32 protein-coding genes are annotated in these 25,416 nt (G+C 31.3%); 1 reads left to right on the forward strand and 31 read right to left on the reverse strand.

The annotated features are described in order from the left end of the window. Positions 1-56 precede the first annotated feature (56 nt). The 30 genes from ACE94K_RS15240 to ACE94K_RS15385 all read right to left on the reverse strand — a co-directional run bounded on the left by ACE94K_RS15240 (position 57) and on the right by ACE94K_RS15385 (position 19,957). Positions 57-1,391: an SH3 domain-containing protein gene (locus ACE94K_RS15240; RefSeq protein WP_378174048.1), complete on the reverse strand. Its 1,335-nt coding sequence runs from the start codon at positions 1,389-1,391 to the stop codon at positions 57-59. A gap of 36 nt (positions 1,392-1,427) precedes the next feature. Continuing rightward, the gene (locus tag ACE94K_RS15245; protein ID WP_378174051.1) at positions 1,428-1,901 is read right to left on the reverse strand and encodes a hypothetical protein; all 474 of its coding nucleotides are present in this window, start codon (positions 1,899-1,901) and stop codon (positions 1,428-1,430) included. 171 nt (positions 1,902-2,072) lie between these two features. Continuing rightward, on the reverse strand, positions 2,073-2,561 hold the full coding sequence (locus ACE94K_RS15250; RefSeq protein WP_378174053.1) for a phosphate ABC transporter permease: 489 nt from the start codon (positions 2,559-2,561) through the stop codon (positions 2,073-2,075). 73 nt (positions 2,562-2,634) lie between these two features. Next, positions 2,635-3,960 carry a hypothetical protein gene (locus ACE94K_RS15255; RefSeq protein ID WP_378174056.1) on the reverse strand — a complete coding sequence of 442 codons (1,326 nt, stop codon included), beginning with the start codon at positions 3,958-3,960 and terminating at the stop codon, positions 2,635-2,637. 15 nt (positions 3,961-3,975) lie between these two features. Further along, positions 3,976-4,386 carry a DUF6678 family protein gene (locus tag ACE94K_RS15260; RefSeq protein ID WP_378174059.1) on the reverse strand — a complete coding sequence of 137 codons (411 nt, stop codon included), beginning with the start codon at positions 4,384-4,386 and terminating at the stop codon, positions 3,976-3,978. An 81-nt stretch (positions 4,387-4,467) separates the two neighbouring features. Then, positions 4,468-5,154 carry a hypothetical protein gene (locus ACE94K_RS15265; RefSeq protein WP_378174061.1) on the reverse strand — a complete coding sequence of 229 codons (687 nt, stop codon included), beginning with the start codon at positions 5,152-5,154 and terminating at the stop codon, positions 4,468-4,470. A gap of 30 nt (positions 5,155-5,184) precedes the next feature. Beyond that, positions 5,185-5,634: a DUF6756 family protein gene (locus tag ACE94K_RS15270; RefSeq protein WP_378174064.1), complete on the reverse strand. Its 450-nt coding sequence runs from the start codon at positions 5,632-5,634 to the stop codon at positions 5,185-5,187. After that, positions 5,610-6,092, reverse strand: a complete 483-nt coding sequence (locus ACE94K_RS15275; RefSeq protein ID WP_378174067.1) for a hypothetical protein — start codon at positions 6,090-6,092, stop codon at positions 5,610-5,612. The genes ACE94K_RS15270 and ACE94K_RS15275 overlap by 25 nt, the downstream gene beginning before the upstream one ends. A gap of 9 nt (positions 6,093-6,101) precedes the next feature. Further along, positions 6,102-6,554 (reverse strand): hypothetical protein, encoded by a 453-nt coding sequence (locus tag ACE94K_RS15280; RefSeq protein ID WP_378174070.1) that lies wholly within the window; start codon positions 6,552-6,554, stop codon positions 6,102-6,104. Between the two features lie 14 nt (positions 6,555-6,568). After that, positions 6,569-6,988 (reverse strand): hypothetical protein, encoded by a 420-nt coding sequence (locus ACE94K_RS15285; protein ID WP_378174073.1) that lies wholly within the window; start codon positions 6,986-6,988, stop codon positions 6,569-6,571. 16 nt (positions 6,989-7,004) lie between these two features. Beyond that, positions 7,005-7,436 (reverse strand): hypothetical protein, encoded by a 432-nt coding sequence (locus ACE94K_RS15290; protein WP_378174076.1) that lies wholly within the window; start codon positions 7,434-7,436, stop codon positions 7,005-7,007. A 202-nt stretch (positions 7,437-7,638) separates the two neighbouring features. Next, the gene (locus ACE94K_RS15295) at positions 7,639-7,998 is read right to left on the reverse strand and encodes a hypothetical protein (protein WP_378174079.1); all 360 of its coding nucleotides are present in this window, start codon (positions 7,996-7,998) and stop codon (positions 7,639-7,641) included. Next, complete coding sequence (locus tag ACE94K_RS15300; protein ID WP_378174081.1) at positions 7,995-9,119, reverse strand: hypothetical protein; 1,125 nt, start codon at positions 9,117-9,119, stop codon at positions 7,995-7,997. Before ACE94K_RS15300 ends, ACE94K_RS15295 begins: the two co-directional genes overlap by 4 nt. A 121-nt stretch (positions 9,120-9,240) precedes the next feature. Next, positions 9,241-9,534, reverse strand: coding sequence for a hypothetical protein (locus ACE94K_RS15305; protein WP_378174084.1), 294 nt, complete (start codon positions 9,532-9,534; stop codon positions 9,241-9,243). 27 nt (positions 9,535-9,561) lie between these two features. Beyond that, the gene (locus ACE94K_RS15310) at positions 9,562-9,903 is read right to left on the reverse strand and encodes a hypothetical protein (protein WP_378174087.1); all 342 of its coding nucleotides are present in this window, start codon (positions 9,901-9,903) and stop codon (positions 9,562-9,564) included. 39 nt (positions 9,904-9,942) lie between these two features. Then, on the reverse strand, positions 9,943-10,779 hold the full coding sequence (locus ACE94K_RS15315) for a hypothetical protein (protein ID WP_378174089.1): 837 nt from the start codon (positions 10,777-10,779) through the stop codon (positions 9,943-9,945). 3 nt (positions 10,780-10,782) lie between these two features. Then, the gene (locus ACE94K_RS15320; protein WP_378174092.1) at positions 10,783-11,379 is read right to left on the reverse strand and encodes a DUF6714 family protein; all 597 of its coding nucleotides are present in this window, start codon (positions 11,377-11,379) and stop codon (positions 10,783-10,785) included. A gap of 30 nt (positions 11,380-11,409) precedes the next feature. Then, a complete protein-coding gene (locus ACE94K_RS15325; RefSeq protein WP_378174094.1) occupies positions 11,410-11,715 on the reverse strand; it encodes a hypothetical protein in 306 nt (101 codons plus the stop codon). 21 nt (positions 11,716-11,736) lie between these two features. Continuing rightward, entirely contained in the window at positions 11,737-12,228 is a 492-nt protein-coding gene (locus ACE94K_RS15330) for a hypothetical protein (protein ID WP_378174096.1), read from the reverse strand. A gap of 141 nt (positions 12,229-12,369) precedes the next feature. After that, positions 12,370-12,780: a hypothetical protein gene (locus ACE94K_RS15335; protein ID WP_378174099.1), complete on the reverse strand. Its 411-nt coding sequence runs from the start codon at positions 12,778-12,780 to the stop codon at positions 12,370-12,372. Between the two features lie 12 nt (positions 12,781-12,792). Further along, on the reverse strand, positions 12,793-13,155 hold the full coding sequence (locus ACE94K_RS15340; RefSeq protein WP_378174101.1) for a hypothetical protein: 363 nt from the start codon (positions 13,153-13,155) through the stop codon (positions 12,793-12,795). Positions 13,156-13,237: 82 nt separating this feature from the next. Continuing rightward, entirely contained in the window at positions 13,238-13,690 is a 453-nt protein-coding gene (locus tag ACE94K_RS15345) for a hypothetical protein (RefSeq protein ID WP_378174104.1), read from the reverse strand. Positions 13,691-13,702: 12 nt separating this feature from the next. Further along, entirely contained in the window at positions 13,703-14,455 is a 753-nt protein-coding gene (locus ACE94K_RS15350) for a hypothetical protein (protein ID WP_378174107.1), read from the reverse strand. A gap of 15 nt (positions 14,456-14,470) precedes the next feature. Then, positions 14,471-14,797: a hypothetical protein gene (locus tag ACE94K_RS15355; RefSeq protein WP_378174110.1), complete on the reverse strand. Its 327-nt coding sequence runs from the start codon at positions 14,795-14,797 to the stop codon at positions 14,471-14,473. Then, on the reverse strand, positions 14,778-15,149 hold the full coding sequence (locus ACE94K_RS15360) for a hypothetical protein (protein WP_378174113.1): 372 nt from the start codon (positions 15,147-15,149) through the stop codon (positions 14,778-14,780). Before ACE94K_RS15360 ends, ACE94K_RS15355 begins: the two co-directional genes overlap by 20 nt. 51 nt (positions 15,150-15,200) lie before the next feature. Then, the gene (locus ACE94K_RS15365) at positions 15,201-15,698 is read right to left on the reverse strand and encodes a hypothetical protein (RefSeq protein ID WP_378174116.1); all 498 of its coding nucleotides are present in this window, start codon (positions 15,696-15,698) and stop codon (positions 15,201-15,203) included. A gap of 158 nt (positions 15,699-15,856) precedes the next feature. Next, complete coding sequence (locus ACE94K_RS15370) at positions 15,857-16,801, reverse strand: hypothetical protein (RefSeq protein ID WP_378174119.1); 945 nt, start codon at positions 16,799-16,801, stop codon at positions 15,857-15,859. Between the two features lie 43 nt (positions 16,802-16,844). Further along, the gene (locus ACE94K_RS15375) at positions 16,845-17,231 is read right to left on the reverse strand and encodes a hypothetical protein (protein WP_378174122.1); all 387 of its coding nucleotides are present in this window, start codon (positions 17,229-17,231) and stop codon (positions 16,845-16,847) included. 89 nt (positions 17,232-17,320) lie between these two features. Then, entirely contained in the window at positions 17,321-19,315 is a 1,995-nt protein-coding gene (locus ACE94K_RS15380) for a leucine-rich repeat domain-containing protein (RefSeq protein WP_378174125.1), read from the reverse strand. An 81-nt stretch (positions 19,316-19,396) separates the two neighbouring features. Then, entirely contained in the window at positions 19,397-19,957 is a 561-nt protein-coding gene (locus ACE94K_RS15385; RefSeq protein ID WP_378174127.1) for a hypothetical protein, read from the reverse strand. Positions 19,958-20,290: 333 nt separating this feature from the next. On the opposite strand from ACE94K_RS15385, the gene ACE94K_RS15390 reads away from it, so the two are divergent. Beyond that, positions 20,291-22,789 (forward strand): two-component regulator propeller domain-containing protein, encoded by a 2,499-nt coding sequence (locus ACE94K_RS15390; protein ID WP_378174130.1) that lies wholly within the window; start codon positions 20,291-20,293, stop codon positions 22,787-22,789. A 177-nt stretch (positions 22,790-22,966) separates the two neighbouring features. Here ACE94K_RS15390 and ACE94K_RS15395 read toward each other — a convergent pair whose 3' ends face one another. Beyond that, positions 22,967-25,168 carry a T9SS type A sorting domain-containing protein gene (locus ACE94K_RS15395; RefSeq protein WP_378174133.1) on the reverse strand — a complete coding sequence of 734 codons (2,202 nt, stop codon included), beginning with the start codon at positions 25,166-25,168 and terminating at the stop codon, positions 22,967-22,969. Positions 25,169-25,416: the final 248 nt, after the last annotated feature.

The following is a 25,416-nucleotide window of genomic DNA, read 5'->3' on the forward strand; positions in this document are numbered from 1 at the left end:
TATATTTGTAGCGTTGTAATCTATATTTTATCGCAATAGTTTGTTACTATCATAGATTAAAGTTTTTGTAATTGTATTTTATAATACATTTTTTCAACTTTTAATAGAATCGTGTTATCATCTTTCCAAAAATATTTTTCTAAGTAATCGGACTGAATAAGGCTTGAAATACTGAACAGATACTCTGGAGCAGCATTTTTATTATTTTTTTCTAAAAAATGAACATTCGTTTGTCCACTATAATAGCCGTTTAAACGAAATGTTTTTTGTGGAGATGATAGGTAATAATCCGGATTTCCTATTCGGTTAATATCATCTTCTCCATTTTTTAGATTTATTAAATAGTCAGAAGCATGGCCACATTCAAATAATAAATAATGATATTGAGGATAGTAGGCCGAAATCACACATTCTTCTTCATAAAAGCCACTGACTTCCTTACCGTTGTCTGTCAATACTTTTTTTATATTAAAATTATCCTCTTCATCATACTCTCCAATCAATTGATTTTTTAAAATACTTTGTATTTTTTTTAGATCAGTAATTTTTTTGACGGACGGATTACTATGATTTTCACCTTGTTGTTGATGAAATTCTTCTTTCGATATTTCATCAAGAATCACTTTATAATCATTAGTTATCATTTCCATATGTCTTTTTGCAAAAGCACCAAAAACATACCCTAATTGTTGTATAGAATCTTTTGTAGCAATTTTTAACCACCGATTTTTTAAATATTTTCCGTTATCAAACACAGATGTTGAATCCACTTCAGAATTGCTGGATAAGTAATCAAAAACTTTTAGATTTGGTGCAGTGGCTACAATAGCACTATTTGTTGTTGGTTTATTACGTATTCTAATTCCTGATGGTGTTTTTATAATAACCTGATTTTTTATAGGGATGAAACCTCTATCTGTAATTGAATATTGTTTTTTTACGTATTCTGGATTGTTATATATATTATGAATATTGACAGTTAAAATATTATAGTCTATCCATGAGTTTACTCCATAAAAACCTTCATCATTATCATAAGCAGTTTCCTTTAACCTATCTATTATATTTAATGATTTATCAAGAAGAATAGCAAAATGAATATTTTCTGAAACCGAATATTCTGAAAAGAAAAGAACAATTAAATTGTTTATTTCATATTTACCTGTAATATAATATTCTCTATTCTTTAAAAGAGGAAGTTCTAATCTTCTTAAAATTTGAGTTTCATTTTGTATAGAAACCCCTTGTTTTTTTTCAGCACGATCAGAATAACTAAAAGGCGAATAATAGTTTTCGTAGAGAGGTGTCTCATCAATAATTTGTTCAAAAGTTTTTTGACCAATGACAGATTGAAATTGAAATATTAAAAGTAGTATAATTGCTTTTTTCATTAATACGTGATATTTATTCCTATGTCCCGACTATGGTTAGCCATTGGCTTTGTTTTTTAATAATTCAATTATTTTACCTTTCCCATACAATCGTATATAAACTCTATTATTGTCTCGGTCATTCGTTAGTTTTATTAACCATCCTTTTGATGTATCAAATATCCCGACAATTACATCTCCATTTTGGTCAGCTTTATCATACATAATTAAGCTTGACATAAGCTCTAAATCGTTCAAATCAGTTATTTTTCCTAATCCAACTAAATCTGAAAGAGCATTATCAATTAGATTTATTTTGAACCAGAAAACAGATTTAATTTGTCTAACTTTAGTTAAAGATTTTCCGATTTTTTTTAGAAATCCATTGAGATTAATCAATTCAGATTGTTCTTGAGAAGAACCAAACGGACTTTCAAAAATCTTCTCTTCTTTAGAAAAAATATGTAGTGATACGTTTCCATTCTTTGTTATATTCTCTCTTATCCAGTTTTCAATTTCTTTGTAATCCATCTATTAGAGATTTTTTTATTTGTGACTAACGATTTACGTATGACTTGTTCCAGAATTTCCCTAAGGAAACATTACGATGCATCCATAAGATTTCAAAATTGCTATGAATTCCAATTAAGGGATTCAGCCGCAATGAGCTATAGCTAATGTTTACTAGTGTACTTTTTAAGCTTATTCATATTTTTCTAATTCAAATAATCCATAATGCAGCCTTATTCCGAAAATACCTGTTTTGGTAAAAAGGGATTCATTTTCAATTTTGACATTACTATTTGGTTTTGTTCGACAAATAAAAAAATGACCTGCATCTATACATTCTACTTCTCTTTTTAAATACATTTCAGTCCAATCGAATTGTTCATATTCATTTTCATCATTTTCTATATCAAAAAGGAATCGTCTTGCTATTACTTCATTTTGATAGTTGTCGTTTTTCGAAGTAATTTTCCATCGACTTACATCAGATTCAAATCTACCAGCGACATCATCTTTGTTTACGTCACTAGTTCTCCTAATTCTTATAGAGTCAATAGTTTCAGATTTTGAAGATTTCAAAATAAAATTACCAGACCAAGTATCCGTATTTTGAGAATATATTGTATTGTATAACCCAAATAAAATGATTGTTATATATAAGATGTTAATTTGGTTTGTTTTCATTTCTTTTATGTATGGTTAGCTTACCTGTTTGTATTCGTACCTTTATTTCTTTTATACACCTAGTTTCAGAAGACTATTTGTTACATAATCTACCTATGTACGACTTCAGATTTTCCTGAATTTCCTTATGTTGCTCTTCTATATTAAAATCGTCATTTCCTTTTAATACTATTTGTGCTCCTTCGTTTGAAGTATCACATTTATATTTGTAAGTTTCATAGTATTCATCTGATAGCTTTTCATTTATATACATTTCAACTGTAAATGTTACCTCCTTAAGATTATCATTAGCAACAATTTTATATTCAGAATAGGTCATTGCGCATCCCGAACCACAGGATATTACAAAGGATTTCTTGTCCATAGGATTAGAAGCCCCACTGTTCTCTATTTTTTCTGAATTAAGCAATGTTAGATGATCTCCATCATATTTAAATGTGTCTATTTTGGTGTAACTAGACACAATACTTTCTCGCATATTTATACTACTAACTTTATAGTGAATCAATATAGTTTGTTCTTGTGTGTTTGTCTCTATTGAAATTTCATCAAATGTTGATTGTATCGTTGCGGTATTTGGTATTGTAGGGCATGTTTTAAGTTTTTTTAATGCTACCGTATCTTTTGAAAAGGATTTTTTTAAAAAATTTAAGTGCTTATCAGAGCATTGATATCCCAAATCTAAATATGACAATAGCTTGCATTGAAGATTACTTCTATTTTCATTTGCTTTTCCATCCCATTCGCATTCGTTTCCTATAAATGTTGCTACGTAACCCAAAGCTGCTCTTTCGGGTTCAGCTATTTTTTCTTGATAGTCTTTGTTTAAAATAATAGTATTGATCTCTTGCCTTAGATCTTCGTCATAAAGTTCTCCTCTCCATAACACTTTGATGTTTTTATCGGTGGGTTTAGGAGAGCCTATTTTTTTGAATGAAACTAAGTAAGGTTTAATGTATGAAATTTCAGGATCCCCAGCTTCTTCTAAACGTTTCATCTCCCAATTGATTTCTATTTTATCTCCCTTTACTAATTTGTTTATGGGTGCATCGGCATAATACATTATTTGTATAGTATCCTTATTTTTTTGTGCTAAAAAATACCAATAATCATAATTATCATCAAAGCTTATAAAATTTACGGTGTCGGTATATGTTTTACCAAATTCTATTTTTTCATTGGGTCTTAATGCACTGCTCAATTTACTTGGATCAGGTGTTTTTTTCTCTGATTTAGATTGTACAGCGTCTTCACTTTTATTTTCTATTTCAAACTTGCTATTACTTTCTTTTTTGTTAGACACTGCAGATTTATCTTTACAAGCATTTTGGCAAAAACATATTAAAATGGCAAGTAATACAAGTGACCAGGTTTTATTTTTCATGTTTTTTGTTTTCATTTATAAGTAGCTTTTTTATTTGTAGCCATAAATTTTTAATCCCGATTTTGATAGTTCATATTCAAATTGCTTTCCTGTTTGCAATGCTGTCTCTATCAATTCAATATTTTGAGTCTTTACTTTTGGAGCTAATAACTCTTTTCGGTTTTTTCTTTCAGATATAACTTCAGAGGGAATTAAAATCCATTCAATTTCTTTCAATTCAAAAACGCCCCAGTATTCTTCTATATATTTTTCGTTCAAAAAACTCTCTTCATTCGGTATGGTAAATTCTCTTGCTTCCTTATCTAAAAGGAGCTTTACTTTTGCAATATATCCCGGGTTTAGATCTTTTATGATTGTAAATAGCGCTATCCACTTTGTCGAGTTCATAAAACTAGCCTTATCCTGTATCGCTTGTTGTAGTTTTATTTGATACTTCTCCATACTATTCATAGCATTTTAAATACTTCCATTGTTGTTAGAGTTAATATATCAACTCGATTAGAAGGTTATGTTTAAAAAAAATTAATAACAAGGTTCTTTTTTATTAAAAAAACAATGTGGATAACGAACATCTACAGCATCATTTAAAGTATAGGTTTTAGTACTATCTACATTTCCGTATACATTATAATATTTCCATTCTCCTTCCTTATAGTTGTTTTTTACCTTGCCCTCTTCTCGTAATTTACTTTCCTTATGATAATAATCTTTCCAGTATCCATTGCCCTTTTTAAAGGTGGTTTGATATAAAATACTATCTTTTACATTTAATATTTTTAGTTCTCCAGAAATACTTCCTTTCTCATATTCAATAGTTTTAATTGAATCAAAACTTTTCCCTTTTTTAAATATATGCGCTTTATAAGTACCTGTTACAAAGCCATTTTTTATGACTACTTCTTCACTATCAAATTTGTTATTTTGGGTGTTATAATTAACCAAAGTCGTTAATTCTATAGGGATACTTTTACCACTATATACCATATCATTTTTAATTGAATCCCAAATAAATTCTTTTTCAATTATTTGATTTACATCATTTATAGCGTGGTGTTTTTTAAAGTATTTAATCGAAATTTCGCCGGATTCTTCTCCCATAATTATCAACTCATGGATGATAGGTCTTCTATTTTTTTGATTTTTAAACGTTACACAAGAACTTACTGCTATTAATAGCGTTAAATTAACGATGCTATATTTTAATCTCATATTATCATCTTATACATCAGAACTACTTGTCTACTGTAATTTATCGGGATTCACTGTTCTTAATTTCTCTCCAACTCCTATTAATTGATCGCTATGATTTTCGCAAAGTAACCACGCTTTGTTTTTATCTATTACATAATATTCAAATGCAGAACATTCTCCGATAACATCACCAATAATTGAGGTTTTGCAATTGTAAATTGGGTAATACTCCTCTTCATCATCTTCTATCATAAGCCAAACTTTATCTATATCTTTTGGGATGATATGGATGAGATGCTCAAAAGGGCGCTCGTACTTTATAAAATTAAAGGAGTCTTGTTTAAAATCTTCCCACCACCATCTCCGATCTCCTGATTTTACGAAGTGAGTTAACAGCTCTACATACAAACTTCTACCATCCGAAACTAAACAAATATCTTCTTGCTCTAGTTCAAGTGTTTTAATAGCTTTTTCTATTTCTGTTTTGACTGCTCCCATTGTTCTTTTACGATACTCTTATTTACATTTTCAACAAATGATTCCATTTTAATTAATTTTTCTTGTTTGATAATTTCAAAGCTCTCATCTAAACTGTTAATTGTAACAGGAAACCCCAAAACTTCTTCTATTTCTGTTTTTGTTACTTTTTTAAAGTCTACCCCAAAAACCAATATTTTATTCCATTCTACAACGTTCGAATACCCTTCTTGATGATGATCATCTATAATTCCCAGAAAATTATAAAATGTATTTTCAATGGTATCATTCATCTCAAATGAGGTAACACTTTTATTCGGATTAAAACTAGAATGATTCTTTTTCCAAATCTTATTTATTTGGATGTCATTTGAGTTAGATTTACAAATCCATATAGGATACTTTTGGGAAAGGCTGAATAAATTCTTTTCCCAGTTCTTATCCAGAATAAAATACACTTCTGTCTTTACTGCTTCCATTTTCAATTCCTATTCTAAGTAAAATGTACTGACTAATTGAAACATATCTTGTCTTGATGGATTTTTAGGAAATTTTTCATCCAAAACGTGTGTAAAAAACAATCTATAATCCAACACAAAATCTGCAAACTCTACATCTGACAAGCCATTGAAATCTTCAACACTATCGGGATAAGCTCTTGAAAGGATTTTGTCATATAAAGATTCTTTTTTTACATCGTGCTCAGAAAAATGACTGTTTTGCCAATCATCACCCGTATTCTCCCAAATAGAAATAAGTCCTAATACTCTTAATGGGTCACCTCCAATGAATTTACGATTCTCTTTTACTGCACAGAAATCACCAAAATATTCTTCTCTTTTGTCGGGTATAAGAAAAACTTTATAACCTTTAGATAGTATAATCCTTAAGGCAATATTATATGTGTTCATTGCGTCTGCGATAGTACATCCGTTTTTCATATTTCTACTATACTTTAAATTATTACAATATCATCCCAATAGGCATCAAAACCATTTGTTTCAATTTCTTTCATATCAGTATCGGTAAAATGTATATGAAAATCCATTCCTCTTAATACAGGTTCATCGGGAAAATTTTTATTATACAAATCCTCATCAATACGCCAAAGGTTAAAATACACAGATGTAGCGGTATCTAATTCTTTAATTTTTTGAGTTCTAATTTCTAACTCTTCCTTAGTAATGCTTTTATAATATCTCTCCTGATTCGTAAACTCTTCGATTATAAAAAAAGGAAACACAGCATCAATTTTTATAGTCTCCAATTGGTTTAGATTCTTTTTATGGTAGACATCTGCATTTATTTTATCCTCAAAAACCGCATACACTGAGTTGAACTTGTAGCCTTTTGTTATTTCTCCGATTACGTACATTTTGACTTTCTATACTTTAAAATTCACTTCCTTTTTTCCATTCATAAACCTCTTTGGGTACTGATTTTTCTTGTTGAACCTCATACCAAACAGTTATCCAAGTATTTTCATCTTTTTCCCAGGTGACCTCTTCTATCAAAATAGATTCACTTTGTCTTTCTTCTACTGTGTACTTATAAGAAATACTACTTCTAAACTCTCCCTGAGCGTCATCCAACATAAATTGCTCTATAGATGAAGGTGTACCGTATTTTTTAATTGCTTTTACTTCAGTTAATAATCTTAATTGTTGAGAAGAAATGTCATTACTTGCGTTTTCATTTTTTCGAGGTACATCTTCTGAAAGTTGAATAGCATCTTGTACTTCAACTACAGTTGCCTTATTTTCTTTTGTGTTTTGAGCACAAGAGATTAAAATAATTGTGATTAAAATATATCGAATTCTCATTTCCATATTGTTACTCATTAGTAATGCCAGCTACTACAAACACTACCGTATTTTATATTGTTACATCGTTTTATTTGTTATTGGTTGGGTCTCATTAGTTTTAATACTATTTGATTATTGTAAAAACATCTCCTTTATAGGTAACTGCTATCACTTTCTACATTAGGTAATTCTAAATTGGTCGGTATGCACCTTCAATAATTCAACAACTTACTTCACCTGTTTTTAAGTTTATTGTCTTACCTCGTCCATACCATACTTCATGATTTTCCAAATCCCAGTTTATCTCAATACTAAACCATAAAACACCACAATTCTTATTACTACTACTCGTTCCTATTACTTTTCCGTTTGTGTTTTTTAGAATAACTTCTACTGGAATATTCGTACCACCATCCCCAGGCATTGTGGTTGTAAAAAAACTGTTTTCTCTTTTTACAATGATGACATAGTCTCCATCCGGACTTTTATGGGTTTCTAGCACTTTACTCGCATCATAAAAATAAATTCCTATTCCGGCAGGAAGTATGATTGCAAGTATTATATAAATTGCTTTCTTCATTTTTTGTCTTTTTTTAAAGCATATCCAATTTCCCATAATTCACGTACTTTATACTTTTTATTAATACTAGTGTGGGTAATATGCGCCAGACAACTTTGTATCTCAGAAATACAAATATCATTGTATTTAGTCCCTTTGTAATAACTTATAGGTTTTAGTCTAACAGTATCATTTTTTGAAAATATAAAATCTAATGCAAACTCCTGTACCAAAGGAGTATCCAGTAGTTGTATCGTGCCTTTATAATCCTTATTTAAAAACACTTTTACCTCTTTAATTCTAGCGTTTTCTTTAAAAGTTTTCTCTGATTTCACATACCCATTCACCAGACTTAATCTAAAAGGTTTTAACAACGTGTCATTGGTTTTCAAGACATCATCAACCAACAATTCTGTGTGATATTTATGGCTTTCTTCATTTCGCTTTAATTTTAGAGAAATCTCTACTTGATCATTTTCTTTAAATACAAAGGCTGTTCTATATCTTCTATCGAATACGTTTTTTAATGGATACTTACTATTATCTATAGTTGCAGTAATATCAAAGTATAGTAATTCAGAGTAGGATAAATCCGCCTCAGAACAGCATCTCCCAAACATTTTATCAGACCAAATATCTACTTCATCTATTTGTTCCTTCTTGTAGAAGTCAAAAATAGTTGGTATGTCTCCACTGGTATTTCCTTTTATTTCTGTAATACTTACGGAATCAATGGTCGCTAACTTCACTTCTTGTTTTATATCAGTCACCGAATGGCTGGCATTTGTTGTTTTTTCAAATGCATATGCTACAACCTCTCCATTTTCATGTGTTATCTTTCCTATTAGTTGTTTATCACGTAATTCTAAAAAAATATGCTCTGCATACGTACCTTTTATCATCATTGGATCAAAATCTACCTTAATTTCTTTACTGTCTAGCAATTTCCAGGTATAGCTTCCTATGTTATGTATGGATTCCTTATCACACGTTGATATTTCTTTTTCTGATACTTGCACTCGTTCTTTATCAAACAAAAATGTTAGGTAAATTTGACTACCTGCACAAGGATTATCATCTGGTGTCTCCTCACAAATAGCTCCAACTTTTGCTGTGAGTTCTTTGTGTAAGAGACTTTTCATTTTTTGAGCTTGAGATGATGGACAACACATACATAATACAATGCATATTGTAATAATCTTCTTGTTCATAATTCTAATAATTAGATCAATAATTGATTGTTTGTTTTAACTCCTTTTGAGTTTAATACAATTCTATCTCCCAATCCTCATAAGGAGGTTCTACTTTAAAATCCGATTGACAATAAGAACGGATGTAATCTACCGCTCGTTTTTCGGCATACTTTGCATTCAGAACTTCTCCATTTTCATCTAACTCAATTACATTGGCAAATATGGCATACGCTTGTTCTATAGCGCTTGGTTCACTGCCAAATAGCTTTAGATACTCAACTCCTTTTAATTGATAATGCGTTCCGCTAGCGATGAAGTATGTAAATGTTCTTAACGCTCCGCTAAATGAATTACTTAATTTCATATGTTTTTTCTAATACGATTTTTGGTTCTAAATAACATCAATAACTTTCTCTAAAATATAATGAATTACACCTACAAGCATAGCGATAGCAATAAGAATTAAAAAACGAATACCTGTTGATTTTTTGCGGTATTTTAGTTTATTTTTAAGATAAACCATATCTAAAAAAATAAATAACACTGCGATTACAACTCCGATTACTAAACCTATATGAAGTAGACCTACATCATAAAAAATATGAAGTAGGTACCATAAACCATCTTTGGCTGTTTCATTGGGACCTAAAACAATTCGCATATAACCAATACCAAGTAATAGGGCTATGATTGCCCAAATACTGTAGGTTCCGATTTGTTTTAAGGTTTTCATACGCGCTGATTTTTAGACATTCTATATGATTCGAAAAGATTATAGGTTTTCCGATTTATATTCTTTAGCATTAAATTTCAATACTGTTTTTGAGGTAGTCTTCTTTTCTTTAGAAATACACTCTCCATTTTCATCTTCATCGTTATTGATTTTAGTGATGTTACTTTTTACTACAATATCGAAATAGTCATTACTCTTTTCTTTAGAAATAATTAATGTCTTTTTTACATCTGTAAATTCTCCATAACAGGTCGTATCCCATTCTCCTCCATATACTTTTACTTCGTAGTTTTTTAAAATATTTCTAAGTGTATTCTCAGATTCCACAAATAAAGATATTGATTCCTGGTTATACGGATTGGGCTGAGATAGCGTACGAGAATAAATTCTAATCCCGAATGCTCGATCTGTTTCTGTAACATTATAAGGCGCTGTATCTATAGCAATCGTATCGATAAATAGTGCATCAGATTGCCAGCCGTTTGTTTCATAGCTTTCAAAAAAGGTGTTGAGAATTTGTCCGGTTGTACTTTCTACTACCAGGACGTGGCTGTTGAACCTAAAATAATCATCCTCTTCTGTTGCAGTTTCAGCAATGACAACAATGCTTTCTTTTTCGTTATTGGGCAACTTTTTATGTGCAACAAATTCTATTTTATCCGGGTTGATTTTTAGTTGTCTAACAACGGCATCAATTAAGTTAAACTCAGTTTGTGGTGCTTTTGTTATTGCTTTTTCAATTGGTTTTTCGGGATTATTTGCTTTCTCTATTTCTGGTGTTTCGGTTACAGCTGTTTCCATAGTTTTTGTGCCATTTTTTATTTTCTCTTTACAAGAAAACAGTACAATAGCAAACAGTATAAGTAGGTGTTTCATAGTTTATATTTTTTTAGCCCAATAGTTAACTCCGTCTTTAAGTTGGATATAATCTTTATCATATATTACAGCATCAGGATTTGTTCCTAACTCCTTGGCATATTTGTTACTATAGTGTTCTTCCATTTCTTTCATGCGATATTTTAGAAATTCTACAATGCACTCTATTTGTGGAACATTAAATAGAGAAAATTGTTCTTCACTATAGTTTTTCATTATTTCATTATCTGATTTCAGGTATGCTAATCCTGATAATAAATGAAATTCAATATCTGGTTCTAAGCAAGATTGAATACTTCCTTTTTTGTTTAGTTCTTTTTCTTCTTTCTCGAATACATTAAGAGCAAGGAGAAGGAACATTGGCGTGTGAAAGCGCATTCCCTTTGCATCAAAAAATGATAATGAACTACTACACGTATACAAATCAATTATTTGGATTTTGCTCCAATCCTCTTTTTCATCTTTTTTTCTTAGTTCTCTGCATTCTTTAGCTGTAAGTCGGTCATCGTGCCCTTGTGCTTCCCAAAGTCCGATCCCTTCCTCAAGTTGTACACTTTTAAAAGCCTGGTTAATTTTGTTGATTAATTTTTCTTTGTTCATCTTCTAATTATCAAAGGTATAAGACATAGTTTATGCTTTCTTTTTATAAGATCCTTTTTTAAATTCTATTTCCATTTTTCCTTCTTTCCATCCTTTAGTAAGAGCAAATGAAATAGACTCACTTACAAACTTTGGAGTCACTGATTTTGGTTCGAAATCAGAAGGCCTATTGTCGTTATCATTTACAAATAACCACGTGTCATACCATCCAAAATCAACTATCAACAAGCCATTTTTAATTTGATCAGAATACACCATGACTTTTCCGTCGAATTTCCAGTAAAATTTCTGTCCATCCACAGTAATGCTTCTCAATCCTTTTTTTGAAATCGCCATATACTACCCGTTCATTCTTTATCATTTTTTTGCTTTATCACACGAATTTAAAATTGTATCTGTTTTTATAATTTTAGCATTCTGGTAGTAATTCAATTTCCCCAAATAACTTGATGTATCCTCCTGACACCGTTGTAAACTAAACTCAGCAATACGGTAGTTTGAATACATATCTAAAACTTCTACACTAAAACCGCCCGGGTCTTCTTCGTGGTCTATAAAATAATACGTTCCTGCATCGTTAAAGGGTATAAAAAAAGAACCTTTAGTATATTCATAGAAATCTATACGGTGTTCTACATCAGAAGTTGAATAGTTTGAATTTTTCTTTGTTTTCTCTAAGACCATAGCTCTTATGGCTTTTTGCAAAACATCTTTGTCTTTTGTTGGATTTTTAATGATGTATAAATCCGGATATACTTTTGATTGTATAAACTCCATTTTTACAAAAAAGAGCTTGTTTATGATGATTCCAGCACCAATACTCACTGATAAAAAAAGTACCACAGTCATCCTTGATTTTTTTTGAAAAACCCATTTAAGGATTTTAAAAAGCAAGAATAAGATTATGCCCACAATGGTTAATAAGCAAATAATTAGTAATATTTCCATTTATCAGTTGTTAATTACAATTTAGCACGACTTTTAATTTTTTTATTCCGGTTTCCAGACAATATAATTTTCAATTCCATCATCATTTTCCTCCGCTACTATAGTCCATTGCAGGAAGGAAGCAATTTTTACAAAAACTCTTTCTATTTCTTTAAAATCGATATGCGCTCCTTTTGAACATACAATGGTGATCAGATTCGTACTTTTTGCATTTGTATCGTTTTCGTTCCAACTGTCCAATTTTTTTGATTTCAACAATAACAATTGAGTATATGGAAACGATCCTGTGTTCTTGAATTTATATGCTCCATTCTTCTCCAATTCTGGAATGGTAGTTATAAAATCTATCAATTTATTTGTAGACACTTCATGACTTAATGATTCGTCTTTATATATATTTAAATAATAGTAGTTGTCTGACCACATTGTATTGTTATTATTTTGACCAGGCACAGCGCTGTGCTTTTATTTAGAAAATTCGGACAGTAGTTCCTTAAAACTTTTGTAAGAAAAAACAGTTGTATGTAATGCAAATACTTGTATTCTATCTTCATATTTCTGTGAAAAGCAATAAAAAACTTTGTCCTCAACGTGAAAAAAAAGCGGAATCAGATTCGTTTTTTTATAAAAATCTCGAGAATTCTTTACTTCAAACTCCAAATTATTATCCTCTACATCAAGTTTTTTCCAATCGAATGATACATCATCCAAAAATTTACATTTATCAGAAGCTGATTCCATCTGCAACAACTTTGATTTGAATTCTAAGTAAGCTGAAGATTTATAAATTGCATTCATAATTGATGTTAATTCTTCACTATTCTTCATTAATACCACATTTTCAGGTTACTTTATGCCTTATGTTTCTCTCATTTTAATATCAAATTAAACTACCGATCATTTTACATAATCATCTACTTCTTTGTATAAAGCTTTCTTTTATTTCTATATTCTCTGAAAACACTTCTATGATTCCATTTTCAAGAGGAAATTGAGCTCTAAAAACCATTTTATCATTTTCTGAAAAATCTTTTTCAATTCCTACCTCATACGTTATTAGATCTTTATACAGATCGCCAAAGTTTACTTGATTTATTCGCCATTGACTCACATTGGCAAACCGTAATTTGAATTCTCTATGCTCACCTAGTAATAGTAAGGTCATTTCATAGTTATCCTTGGAAATAAATTCATATTCGATTTTTTTTATGCGAGTATCGTGTAAACTTTTTTCTCCTAAATCGTGTCTTTCCGGATTCGATACAAAACGAAATAGCTTTTCTGGAATTCTATTTTTTATGGATTGAAGATATTCAGCATATTTTTCGAAACTTTCACCTTCATATGTTTTATTAAATTTCATTCCACTGTATCCTTATTTATATTCTTTACCATTAAACTTTAGTACAATTTCTTCAGTCGCAATGACTTTTTCTTCTGGGTTACATTCTCCATTTTCATCATCTCTAAAATTTCTTTGGGTGATTGTTTTGTTTACTACGATATCGTAATATCCGTTAGTTTTGGTGTTACCAATTGACAGTCTATTAGTGGTTATTTTAAAATCTGCATAGCACGTATTCATGTTTACATTGACTATTCCTGAATCTTCATGAATCATATAAAAATCTAGTATTTTTTTAAGGCTATCGTTTTCTTTTGTAAAAAGTGAAATTCTTTCTTCACTGTATGGATTTGGTTGTGAGCTACTCCTAAATTTTACTATTACGCCAAAAGCGTTTTTAGATGAATTTAGCTTATAATTTAAGGTGTCTATAGCAATATCATCAATAAATATAGCATCTGAAACCCAGCCGTTTGATTTTGAATTTTCAGAAAAATAGTTCTTAATCTTACCTGTTATTGAGTTCACTATCAAAATATGACTTGTTAAACTTTCTTCGTATTTGTCATTTGCAAATTCATTTTCAGATAAAACCAGAATTGTTTCATCATTAGTATTCGGATATTTTTTTGATGCCTCTAAGTGAGTTTTCGATGTATCTAAGTCTAGTTTTTCCAAAACGCTACTTACCAGGGTTTCTTGAGATAAATATACTTTTTGCTCAGTTACTTTTGGAGCACAAGAAATAAGCGAAGCAAATAATAATATGTATAGTGTTTTCATTATAATAAAACTGATTTATCCTAAATTAAATTTATCTAGTATTGCCTTAAGTACCTCGTCATCTATTTTCTGTACAGGTAACTCAGCAATCAGATATGAAAGGCTTCCTGTATTATTTACCTCAAAATATTCTGTTCCTCTATACCTAATTCTTAATAGATATATTATTTTTCCATTAGAACAATAAAAGTCAATTTCACTATTCTCAATGAGTTCGGTAGGTATTTGGTGTATGTCGATTATTTTCCAATCACCAAATTCTCTATCGTATCCATTTTGGTATTTCGCTCTATTTTCAAATTCAGTAACCGTCATTTTATAATTATATATCATAATATTCATATGGGATTTTCAAATTATGTTCACGTCTGACCTCTGTTTCCCATATTAAATATTCGTCTTCAAAATCATTAAAATCGCTTGGGATTCCATTTGTCCAGTACATATCACCATGAACTAGCAACATAGCCCAATGATACGCCAACTCGTGTGTTATATAGCATACATCATCAAGAGACGTCGGAGCTTCAATTAAAAAACTATTTTTTAATTTATTACAAGCTTCATCATACGTAACTTTTCCATATGTAACCATGATATGTGTAATCATTTCACAAAATGAATAATGGTTAAAAACCACACCCTCTGTGCCTTCTTCAATTCTTATATTATCCTTTAAAGTTTTAAATTTCAAAGTTTTAGTTAATTATTTTCATCTTTTTAATCATTTCTCCAGGACATCGTTTTAACCTCCATATCGCTCATCTACATATTCTTTTGTACTCGAAATTTTAAGGCATTGGTTCGGATATTTTTCTTGCATTATTTCTTTTAATTTAACCAATTCATTTTTATCAGATAACGTTAAACTGAAATCACAATAAATTTCATCTTCAAGCTCCAATTCACAATACCACCTTAACATAAAGCTTTCTTTTGCATTATATACCAGGTCATAAACATCCAGTTCTCTATTTCTCAAAACTTTTTCCGGTTTATGAAGCATTTGTTCTAATTCTCTTTTGGTAATCTTCTTTTCTGTTGTAATATGACCGTCATGATTGTGCCAGTCTTCTAAAAAATATAATTCTTCATTCTCCTCAAGCTTTGTATCCATAAATCGCCAAATTACATCTAAAATATTCAGTTGATTATCAAATGAATATTCAACCTCACAATAAAGAACAGGGTTGTTAAATATTCCATTCTCTTGCTTCCAATCGTTATGTAATTTTTTATTCATTCGCCTATTAAATTACATCAATTACTTTTTCTAAAACATAATGCAAGACACCCAAAAGAGGCAGGATATAAACCACAGCTAGCAATTGGGGAATAATGCTTCATACACTATAATTTAAAAACAACTTGAGACGTTTCACTAAAGGAGACTTAAATAATTTAATCCTGTAAGTAAGGAGCCGCCATTTCTTTATAATATGCTTTGTGCTGAATTAAATCTAAGTTACTCGCTGTCCAATACAATAGCTTATACAATTCATATCGATACGGATTGGTATTTTCAATGGGTTTGGCCTTAATTTCAGACATAAGCTGCTCTATTTTGCCCTCGGGATCATCATAATCTTGAAAGTAATTCAAATCAAAATAATACTGTGCCAGTATGAGTTGCTGAATAAAAGGTGACCACTCATTCATACGGTTTAGATAATTCTCATATTCTTCAACCGTGGCTCCCCATTTAGGAGATACAAATTGTAAATAGCTAAAATGAAGCTCGGCATCCTCTGGAAATTGTTTGATGATATCTTCAAAAAGTTGATGTACATACTGTCTATTTGCATCAATAGCTTTATATATTGTTAATAAACAAGCAACGGCATTTGTCTTATAAACACTGGTTTTAAGATTGATTGCAACTAAAATAGCCTCCGCTTTTTTTAGATGATTTTTAAAAGCTACTTGTTTTTGATTAGAAACACTGTCAATAGTGCCTCCTCCTCGTATCTCCCAGGCTTTATGGATTAACTGATATCCTTTTATGATTTTTGGCACATCATTAGCAGATTCCTTTTTAATCCATTCATCGGTCACCTTTGAGTCGCCATATTGTCCTAAAGATTGAAAAGCAAAAGATCGTTTACCGGCGTTAAAACCTTTGAGCAACTGTTCTACATTGCTGAATTGCTTCTTGTTGAAGTATTCAGTTATTTGTTTAAGTTGGGGATCATTTAAATGTCCGTGACTTTTAAATTTATACCTTCCAATTAGGTTAATCAGATTGTCTATGGGACTAAAAATCCCATATTTATCTAATAAATACAAAACTCCAGCACCGATTAAGATCCATTTGATCATTGGGTATTGATAAAAATATTCTTGCATTGAGTATTTTATTTAAATTTTACAATTTTCAGAATGTTATTTTTTAGGATACTGCTTTATATACTTCAGCTTCTAACTCTTCAAAAGCCTTCTTCTGAGCAGGAGCTAGTAATACTTCCTTAATTTTTCCGGTTAGTATTTCAAAGATGTCTCTTCTAGCTTTAACGCTTTTACCAAAATATGCATGCATCAGTTTGTTTGGGATAATGTAATTAATCTTCACTGTGTTATCATTTACAAAATACATCTTAATGGCGTGCATACTATTCTTTTTTAGCACCAAACACTGCTCAATTTGTCCGTTTTCATCTGTTCTATGTTCCCAGATATCATATTCCTTGGTGCTCTCTAGCGTAGATGTTGTTTTTAAAAAATTATGAAGTGCGTCTAGTGAACTATATTCGCTCTTAATTGTTATTCTTTTTTCCATTGATTTTACTTTTTTTGTTATTAATTTAAAAAGTCACCCATTTTTTTAGAGGGTGACCATTCCCTTTTTTAATTAGTAAAGCTTTGATTCTAATGAATTACTATTTTTTTAACCATTGTTCCCTTATCAAAATCAAGCTTTAAAATATACACGCCAGTAGTTAAAGAGGCTGTATCGATATTCAATTCATTACCTACAGAAATTTTAGCTCCGGATAAGGCATATATGGTATAATCTTGTAGTCTAATATCATTATCCGCTATTATTTGTATACCTTCTGTAGAGGTTATAATTTCTATGTCATTGGCTAATCCGAATTCTGAAATACTTAAAGTTCCTCCTTCTGTTATTGGATTAAAACCTGTCCATAAAGCTCCAGAATCTGTAACGTAAACCCCCATAGTACCTGATGGAATATGTAAATGTATTGTACTACGATCCACCGCGAAAGTATCTGCGTTGCCGCCGGTTGTAATAATAGCAGGTGTAGTACCCTCACAGAACACATCGGTTAAGGTTGGAATCTGAAAAGCGGTATCCCCTATAGATGTAACACTAGCAGGGATTGTAACACTGTTTAATGGTGCTGAACTACCGCTAATGAACGCTCCAGCTCCAATAGTGGTTAAACTATTTCCCAGGGTGATACTTGCCCGAGCGTTACTATTGGTATAAAATGCGTTATCACCTATACTTATAACACTATCAGGTATTACCACGTGCTCTATGATATTAAATGAAAAAGCATTATCGCCAATAGTCTGAACACCATTTCCTAAATTCAAATTGAATATATTGTTTTGCTCAAAAGCTAGGTTTCCAATATGAATTATATTATCAGGAATAACAACATTATTCAAATTGTTAAATCGAAAAGCAAAATCGCCAATACTGGTAAGTCCGCTTCCAATAGTAACTGTCGTCATATTGTTATTTTGAACAAAAGCACCATTGTTAAGGGTAGTTACACTATCTGGAATCGTAACAGTACTCAAATCATTAAAAGCAAATGCAGTCTGTCCAATACTGACTAAATTATTTGATAAAACTACATTTGTTAATTGATTATTATTAAAAGCGTCTTGACCTAATTCTGTTACACTATCTGGAATGGTTACACTGGTCAAATTATTATTAGCAAATGCTGCAAAATTAATGGTTGTTATAGAATTAGGAATAGTAACACTGGTCAAATTATTGCTACTAAAGGCATTATTTCCAATACCCACTACAGTATAGGATACACAAGTGTTTATTACGGTAGCAGGAATATTAACTACCGTCCCACCTGTAGGATCATAATTAGTTGCAATCACTTCGTTATTTGGGCTCCCGGTGATTAAATAAGTGATATCATCCGCTATGAAAGTAGCCCCAAAATCACTTTCAATTATACTATTAAATCCTGTCCATTGAGCAGAAGTATAAGAACTACCCGTTCCTGTAGGTATAGTTAAATCTATAGTAGATCTATCTATATTGAATGAATCATTATTACTCCCGGTAGTAATAGAAGGCGCAGTAGTTGGTCTTGAAACAATACAAGATAAAGGGTTGTTTCTAAAAGCACCTAGTCCAATAGATGTAACATTAACCGGTATGGTAACTGTTGATATGGAATTAGTTTCGAAAACTCTCCAATCGATGAATGTAACGCTATCAGGAAGTTCTATGTTGGTTAATTGATTATTACCAAAGGCTCTAAAACCAATGGTCTGGACACTTACCCCTAAAGAAACAGAGGTTAACGAATTATCAGCAAAAGCTTCATTGGCAATAGAAATCACATTATCTCCAATTATGGCACTTGTTAACCCTTTTGATCTAAATGCATTTACATCAATATTCGTGACTGTATAAGTTGTCATTAATGTTTTGCCTGCAGATGCAGGAGTAACGGTATTCGGTATGACAACATCTGTACCTCCATTTGGATTATAATTAATAATCTCTACAACATTGGGTGTGAGTGATGTGATTTCATACGTTATAAAACTATCAATAAAGGTGTCGCCAACCATTTGCGAATACCCAACCATAGATGTGAATAAAATCATTAAAATAGGTAGTAGTTGTTTTTTCATATTTTTGTTTTTAGGTGTTTTCTTTTTTTAGATACAACTTCATTAAAAATTGTTACCCTATTCAATTCTATTTTTAGAATTCTAATAATTCTTTTTGATGAGTTCTCCATCCAAGGTATAGTAAAACATAAATGTGGTACCTCCGTTTTCAGGTGTAAGATTTATGGTATACTCTGTTTTGGATACATCTTCGTTTTTAGGGAATTTTATATTGGCGATACTAAGTGTTGGATTGTTCAAGTTCTTCTCTGTCTTTAATTTTTCTGCTGACTGTTCAACCAATTTTCCAAGTTTTGCTAGATTGATTTTATCATTTAGCTGAAACATAAAATCACTTGCTTCTGTACCATCGGGAATTTCAATAGTAACATCAGAATTTTGACGCCATGAATCTTGTACCAAATCCCATTGTCCCATTTTTAGAGATCGAGGATCTTTTGTTACAGTAACAACTACCGTGTTCCCAATAGATTTATTAAAAATGATTGAAAGATTCGTATAATAAGCGTTATCTCCAAATTGAGTCTTCAACTCATTTTCAATTGCTACAAACCCTGTTTCGTTTGCCGGTTGATTACTTATTTCTCTTCCGCAGGAGATTAGACTTACAACCAGTAGTACAACTATAGTATTTTTTATCATATCGAAATCTTTTTTTAATTACACGAATTACTAATTTATTGTTAAAATTTTGTCAATTCATTAGTAAAAAACGGTTTGTGATGAACCGTATAGAAAAAAGTGATGAATTTCTTAAACTCGTTTTTTCATTTTAAAACAGATGTTTTAGTCTTAAAATCTTGCAGACACATCCTCAAAACCTACTGTTTATAGATGTTTGTGACGAACACCTATGTATTTGTGACGAATGCAAAACACTGCGTATGAGTAATTTTTTAAATAATCATACATTTGTTAAAAACAATTGCGTTGAATTTCAAAAACTACCTACTTATTCTATTTTTTACCCTTCAAATGAGTTATTCTCAAACTCATATTTATACACATTATGGCGTTGATGAAGGTTTGCCTAGTTCTGAAGTTTATGACATATATCAAGATAAAGAAGGATACATTTGGTTTGCTACAGATAAAGGATTGTCTCGCTTTAATGGTTCCGAATTTAAAAACTTCACCACCAAAGATGGGTTACCGGATAATACAATTTTAGATTTTCACCCTCAGGAAAATGGGCAAATATGGTGTTTTGGGTACCATAGTCAACGCCTTTTTTATTTTGATGAGGTCTTTTCTGGTTTTAAAGACTACAAGTATAATAGCTTATTAAAGAATGAATTTGATGGAAATACCATTATTAAGAGTATTGTTTTGGATGAAGACGAAACCCTATACACAGGTGGCTACGGAATATGCGGTTTGTTTTCAGTCTCGGCAAACGGAGAGCTTTCTAAGCAATTTAATATGGATTCAAGATTTAATCAATCGATCGAAGATGTTCAAATTAATTTTGGTGTCCTGACTACAAAAAAAGCTTTTTTTTCTATCTGTCATAAGTACGACTCGGAAGACAACGTAGTTATTGTTAATTCAGAAAATAGCCCTGCTTCCAGATTAGATTTTGTGTTTTTGAATAAAAAAGAATCTGTTTTTATCGATAGAAAACTTGGTGTTTTATCTAAGAAGGATGGTTTAAGATATTATGAAACTCAACATAATCCGATAGGAATAAAACGGATCGATGATAATACCTTTTTTGTTGGTTATTACAGTAATGGTGCAGAAATCAAAAATACATCTGGAGAAATTATTGAAACATTCTTACCAAAAAAGTCCGTTACAAGTTTCTTGAGAGATGCAGAAGGTAGTTATTGGTTTAGCACATTAGATGATGGAGTGTATTGTATAAAAAACCCAGGGATTACGGTACTAACAAAAGACCATATTTCTTCCTTGGTAAAAGATAATAACAGCACTTTATACGCAGGTTATGGCAATGGTGATATTGCAAAAATTTCAAATAAGCAAATTGATATTATTTATAAAGGATTGAACGACCATCCGGCTTATGTAGAATTCAATAGTAGAAACAATAATTTATATGGTTACAGTGATAATTGTCTGGTCAATTATAGCAATAAAAAAAAGCCATCTATTTTGCCGGCCAATAAACTTCCTGAATATATTGATGATCCACTATTAAATTCGGGTACTAGTTATTTTAATGTGCGTAAAAATGATACAGTCATAAGATATAATTTGGACGAAAAAGTACAGGATGTATGCACGTACAACGGTGATGTCTTAATTGGAACATCTTCAGGATTGTTTACTCTAAAAAACGAAGTAATTAAGAAATATCAACCAACAGACATTTTGAAATCAAGAATCGATGATATTGATCTTCATAAAAAATCAAATACCATTTATATGGCTACTCAAGGTCAGGGAGTTATTGTATATGGAGATAGTATTTATAACATAACTCAGAAAAATGGCCTCACAAATAATATTGTTAGCGAAGTTCATATTGAAAATGATACTGTGGTTTGGGCTTGTACAAACTCTGGACTTAACAGAATAAATTTTAACAAGAATAACTCTTATTTTGTAACTTCAATTACAAAAGCAGATGGATTACTAAGTAATGATATTGATGATATTGAAATTATTGGGGACACAATTTGGGTAGCTACAAAGAAGGGATTGTGCTACTTTACAAAGGATTTTTTTAAAGAAAAACAAGCTTCTAAAATTATATCTCTAAAACTGAAAGAAGTTAGCGTAAATAATACCAATATCGGTAGTTTAAACACATACCTTAAACACTATCAAAATTCTATAGATTTTACTCTTCAGGCTGTATCACACAGAAACACAGATAAAATCAATTACTTCTATCGATTAAAAGAAAAAGATACGACATGGACAAAAACAGATAATAGAAAAATTCATTTTCCATCCCTATCACCTGGAGATTATACATTTCAGGCGAAAGCTAATGTGTTAAATAATCCTGACAATCATTTAGTATCTTATACATTCACCATTCTACCACCATTTTGGAAGAGCTGGTGGTTTTATGGTATTTGTTTCGTCTCATTTTGTTGCCTAGTCTACTTGTTTTTTAAAATTCGTGTTCTTACCTATAACCAAGATGTTTTTAGAGAACTCATTCGACTAGCTATTAAGCGTTTAAAAAGAAAAGAGCAATTTTATAATTTTAGGGCCAATGGCGAGGATTTTAAAATTCCTACTCATCAAATTCAATACATTAATTCGCAAGGCAATTATTTAGACATCACTACAAATAAAAAGACCTATACAATTCGGTGCAAAATCGGAGATTTTATTAATACCACTCCAGATGCGTTAGAATATGTAAGGATACACCGTTCGTATATCATAAGGATAGATCAAGTGACTAGTAAAGGAAAAAATTGGGTCGTAATCAATGACCAAAGAATACCAGTTGGTGACACCTATTTAAATGAATTAGATAAGATACAGTTTTAGTTAGGGGCTGTAAATTCATAATTTATACTTTACTTTCAAAATGTTTACTTCCCTTATTACTTTTTCTTTATAAATGATTTTTCAGGAGTTCATTGGGAAAGCCAATAATTTTATTAAAAAAATGCTTCAGTTATAAAACTGAAGCATTTTCTATATCATCTATAATGGTGAATGATTTTATTGAACAATCAGTTTTTTGGTAACATCCTCATCTCCTTTGGATTGAATTTTCACGATATAAACTCCAGGACTAAGCGCTAAGCTGCTGGCAGAGAAATTATTTACACCGGTATCTAATTTCGTTTGATATTTTTTCTGCCCCAATGTTGTATAAAGCGTGAGCATAATTTCCTGGTTACTTTCTGCATTTACATTAAAAGAGAATCGATCTCTTGTTGGGTTTGGAACCATCTGGATAGAACTTAGGATACCTTCATCCTCGTTACCCAGTATGGGTCTTTTTGTATCTAAACCGGCAATAACTTCTTGAGCAGATCTTCCACTACAAGACCCTTCGTATATTTTTACATTAGAAAAAATAGAATTATTTCCTGAACCGGCATCATTATCATTAATAAACACCAATCTGTCCATAGCGCCCGTATAAAAATTTCCAACAGGAATTACATACGTTGTTGTCCCCGATGAGTAGTTGTCAAAATTAGTTACTCCATAATTTTGAGTACCATGTACTTTGAAATATCTTGACGATGTTAGCGAGTTATTATTCTCAAAACCTACTGCGTGAATTTCTCCTTGCGATGTACTACTAAAGTCGAACTCAATTACAGTATTAGCAGTAACTGTATAATTGATCGGAATGAATTTCCAGGTATTGTTTGTTAAAGCTAAAGCCCCTCCTCCATTTTGTATAGAGAAATCACCGGCACTATCCTGATTGGAGAAAGAATTTATACTAAAATCATTAAAATTAATAGCATCACAGCTTGGACCTGGATCAACTGTACCATTTTGGATTGAGATAGCATCGATCGCAATATCACTTTGCCATCCACTATTTCCGCTACCTGTAACTACGATAAATCGCAACTGTACACTTGCTTCTCCGGCATATGCAACCAAATCCACATTAGCTGCATTCCATGTATTTCCTTGATTACCATTTCTACTAAACACAGAAGACCAGCTTCCGGTATTATCCGTTCTGGCTTCAACTACCAGACTATTAATAGTACTACCAAACATATGATACTGGAAGTTTAGCGTTGGTGTGGGTACATTACTAAAATCTAAACAAGGTGAATTAAGTATTGCTGTTTTATTAGGAAAACCTGTTCCGTTACCGGATGCCTCCACATAAAGATAAAAATTACCATCTGCTCCATTAGATGGTCCTGTATTATTAGAAGGTGTCCCTCCAGAATCTCTAGTCCAATTAAGGTCATCACTATTGGATTGCGACCATTGTCCTAAACTACTTTCAAAACTTTCACTAAAAGGGAAAGATGATATTGTAGCTGTACAGGTATCTACTGGTGGCGGTGGCGGAGTGCCATCAATTGCTCCATCTATGTCAAAACGGGAAAAGAAATTCCAGATTTCCTGAGAAGTACTTACATTTCCCCCATTCCAACTATGTCCTTTGCCCTGAACTCTTATAAACTCTGCTGTTACACCGTTATCTCCATTATCCCAAATAGAACGTGTAGATCCACCTCCTAATTGGATCACATCCGGCGTGGAGTCCGCATTATTAAAAGCTGCCCAGTATTCCATAACATCTTGTATGGGTTCGTTGGTACCGTTACCGTTAATGGAAATTACGTTATCATTAGTACCTGTAATTTGTAATACCGCGGTAGGATGTTGCGGTTGACATTGGTTGTTATCGATCCATACTCTTGTCATACTTCCTGCAACCGATGCAACAGCCGCTATTCTTGGACTTAATTCACACGCTAATCGATAGCTAAAAAAACCTCCATTAGAGAATCCGGTAGCATAGATACGCTTTTCATTAATATTATAGTCCTGCTGTATTTTGTCAATCAAGGCATCAGAAAATCCTAAATCATCTTCGTTACCACCAAAATTATTGTTGATGGCCCATCCTGAGAAAAAGCCTCCCAGACCCTGAGGTGTCACAAAAATGAATTGATTGTCTTCGGCTAATTGTCTAAAGTCACTTTGATTATATTGTGTGTCAATGTTATTGGTAAAACCATGGAAATTTAAAATAAGTGGAGCCGGCTTACTGGCATCGTAACTTGCAGGAACGTACAGCCGGTATTGTCTTGTTCTTCCATCATTTTGTAATGTGGCATTGATGACTTGTTGCGCATAGGTGGCAACAGTGGTAAGAAATGCTATGGCAAATAGCCATAAAAATCTTTTAGAAAAGTGTAGTTGAGTTTTCATTTTTAGATTTTAAGATTAATTAATTTGTGTTAAATAGATGATTTATTATGCGTGAATAATAAATTAGTTGACGGCAAATATATTTAAATACTTACGTAAGTGTTAATTTTTATCATAAAATATTACAAGATTCATAATAATGTTATATAAAAAAATAAAAGAAGTATAAATCCTACATTAATTTTAACTTTTTCGGTTCAATGACATTATAAGATTTTATAGATTTTCAATACTTGCCGTATTCATAA

It is taken from the genome of Aquimarina besae, assembly GCF_042434905.1.
Lineage (GTDB): Bacteria > Bacteroidota > Bacteroidia > Flavobacteriales > Flavobacteriaceae > Aquimarina.

What these genes read in the sequence shown, in the direction of transcription:
- ACE94K_RS15255 (WP_378174056.1), bottom strand. Translation starts at nt 3,960, where the DNA reads ATGAAAACAAAAAACATGAAAAATAAAACCTGGTCACTTGTATTACTT.
- ACE94K_RS15385 (WP_378174127.1), bottom strand. Translation starts at nt 19,957, where the DNA reads ATGATAAAAAATACTATAGTTGTACTACTGGTTGTAAGTCTAATCTCC.
- ACE94K_RS15380 (WP_378174125.1), bottom strand. Translation starts at nt 19,315, where the DNA reads ATGAAAAAACAACTACTACCTATTTTAATGATTTTATTCACATCTATG.
- ACE94K_RS15325 (WP_378174094.1), bottom strand. Translation starts at nt 11,715, where the DNA reads ATGGCGATTTCAAAAAAAGGATTGAGAAGCATTACTGTGGATGGACAG.
- ACE94K_RS15300 (WP_378174081.1), bottom strand. Translation starts at nt 9,119, where the DNA reads ATGAAAAGTCTCTTACACAAAGAACTCACAGCAAAAGTTGGAGCTATT.
- ACE94K_RS15370 (WP_378174119.1), bottom strand. Translation starts at nt 16,801, where the DNA reads ATGCAAGAATATTTTTATCAATACCCAATGATCAAATGGATCTTAATC.
- ACE94K_RS15305 (WP_378174084.1), bottom strand. Translation starts at nt 9,534, where the DNA reads ATGAAATTAAGTAATTCATTTAGCGGAGCGTTAAGAACATTTACATAC.
- ACE94K_RS15290 (WP_378174076.1), bottom strand. Translation starts at nt 7,436, where the DNA reads ATGAGAATTCGATATATTTTAATCACAATTATTTTAATCTCTTGTGCT.
- ACE94K_RS15295 (WP_378174079.1), bottom strand. Translation starts at nt 7,998, where the DNA reads ATGAAGAAAGCAATTTATATAATACTTGCAATCATACTTCCTGCCGGA.
- ACE94K_RS15310 (WP_378174087.1), bottom strand. Translation starts at nt 9,903, where the DNA reads ATGAAAACCTTAAAACAAATCGGAACCTACAGTATTTGGGCAATCATA.
- ACE94K_RS15265 (WP_378174061.1), bottom strand. Translation starts at nt 5,154, where the DNA reads ATGAGATTAAAATATAGCATCGTTAATTTAACGCTATTAATAGCAGTA.
- ACE94K_RS15260 (WP_378174059.1), bottom strand. Translation starts at nt 4,386, where the DNA reads ATGGAGAAGTATCAAATAAAACTACAACAAGCGATACAGGATAAGGCT.
- ACE94K_RS15240 (WP_378174048.1), bottom strand. Translation starts at nt 1,391, where the DNA reads ATGAAAAAAGCAATTATACTACTTTTAATATTTCAATTTCAATCTGTC.
- ACE94K_RS15245 (WP_378174051.1), bottom strand. Translation starts at nt 1,901, where the DNA reads ATGGATTACAAAGAAATTGAAAACTGGATAAGAGAGAATATAACAAAG.
- ACE94K_RS15280 (WP_378174070.1), bottom strand. Translation starts at nt 6,554, where the DNA reads ATGAAAAACGGATGTACTATCGCAGACGCAATGAACACATATAATATT.
- ACE94K_RS15355 (WP_378174110.1), bottom strand. Translation starts at nt 14,797, where the DNA reads ATGAATATTATGATATATAATTATAAAATGACGGTTACTGAATTTGAA.
- ACE94K_RS15390 (WP_378174130.1), top strand. Translation starts at nt 20,291, where the DNA reads ATGAGTTATTCTCAAACTCATATTTATACACATTATGGCGTTGATGAA.
- ACE94K_RS15395 (WP_378174133.1), bottom strand. Translation starts at nt 25,168, where the DNA reads ATGAAAACTCAACTACACTTTTCTAAAAGATTTTTATGGCTATTTGCC.
- ACE94K_RS15320 (WP_378174092.1), bottom strand. Translation starts at nt 11,379, where the DNA reads ATGAACAAAGAAAAATTAATCAACAAAATTAACCAGGCTTTTAAAAGT.
- ACE94K_RS15350 (WP_378174107.1), bottom strand. Translation starts at nt 14,455, where the DNA reads ATGAAAACACTATACATATTATTATTTGCTTCGCTTATTTCTTGTGCT.
- ACE94K_RS15285 (WP_378174073.1), bottom strand. Translation starts at nt 6,988, where the DNA reads ATGTACGTAATCGGAGAAATAACAAAAGGCTACAAGTTCAACTCAGTG.
- ACE94K_RS15345 (WP_378174104.1), bottom strand. Translation starts at nt 13,690, where the DNA reads ATGAAATTTAATAAAACATATGAAGGTGAAAGTTTCGAAAAATATGCT.
- ACE94K_RS15315 (WP_378174089.1), bottom strand. Translation starts at nt 10,779, where the DNA reads ATGAAACACCTACTTATACTGTTTGCTATTGTACTGTTTTCTTGTAAA.
- ACE94K_RS15375 (WP_378174122.1), bottom strand. Translation starts at nt 17,231, where the DNA reads ATGGAAAAAAGAATAACAATTAAGAGCGAATATAGTTCACTAGACGCA.
- ACE94K_RS15270 (WP_378174064.1), bottom strand. Translation starts at nt 5,634, where the DNA reads ATGGGAGCAGTCAAAACAGAAATAGAAAAAGCTATTAAAACACTTGAA.
- ACE94K_RS15250 (WP_378174053.1), bottom strand. Translation starts at nt 2,561, where the DNA reads ATGAAAACAAACCAAATTAACATCTTATATATAACAATCATTTTATTT.
- ACE94K_RS15275 (WP_378174067.1), bottom strand. Translation starts at nt 6,092, where the DNA reads ATGGAAGCAGTAAAGACAGAAGTGTATTTTATTCTGGATAAGAACTGG.
- ACE94K_RS15365 (WP_378174116.1), bottom strand. Translation starts at nt 15,698, where the DNA reads ATGAATAAAAAATTACATAACGATTGGAAGCAAGAGAATGGAATATTT.
- ACE94K_RS15330 (WP_378174096.1), bottom strand. Translation starts at nt 12,228, where the DNA reads ATGACTGTGGTACTTTTTTTATCAGTGAGTATTGGTGCTGGAATCATC.
- ACE94K_RS15340 (WP_378174101.1), bottom strand. Translation starts at nt 13,155, where the DNA reads ATGAAGAATAGTGAAGAATTAACATCAATTATGAATGCAATTTATAAA.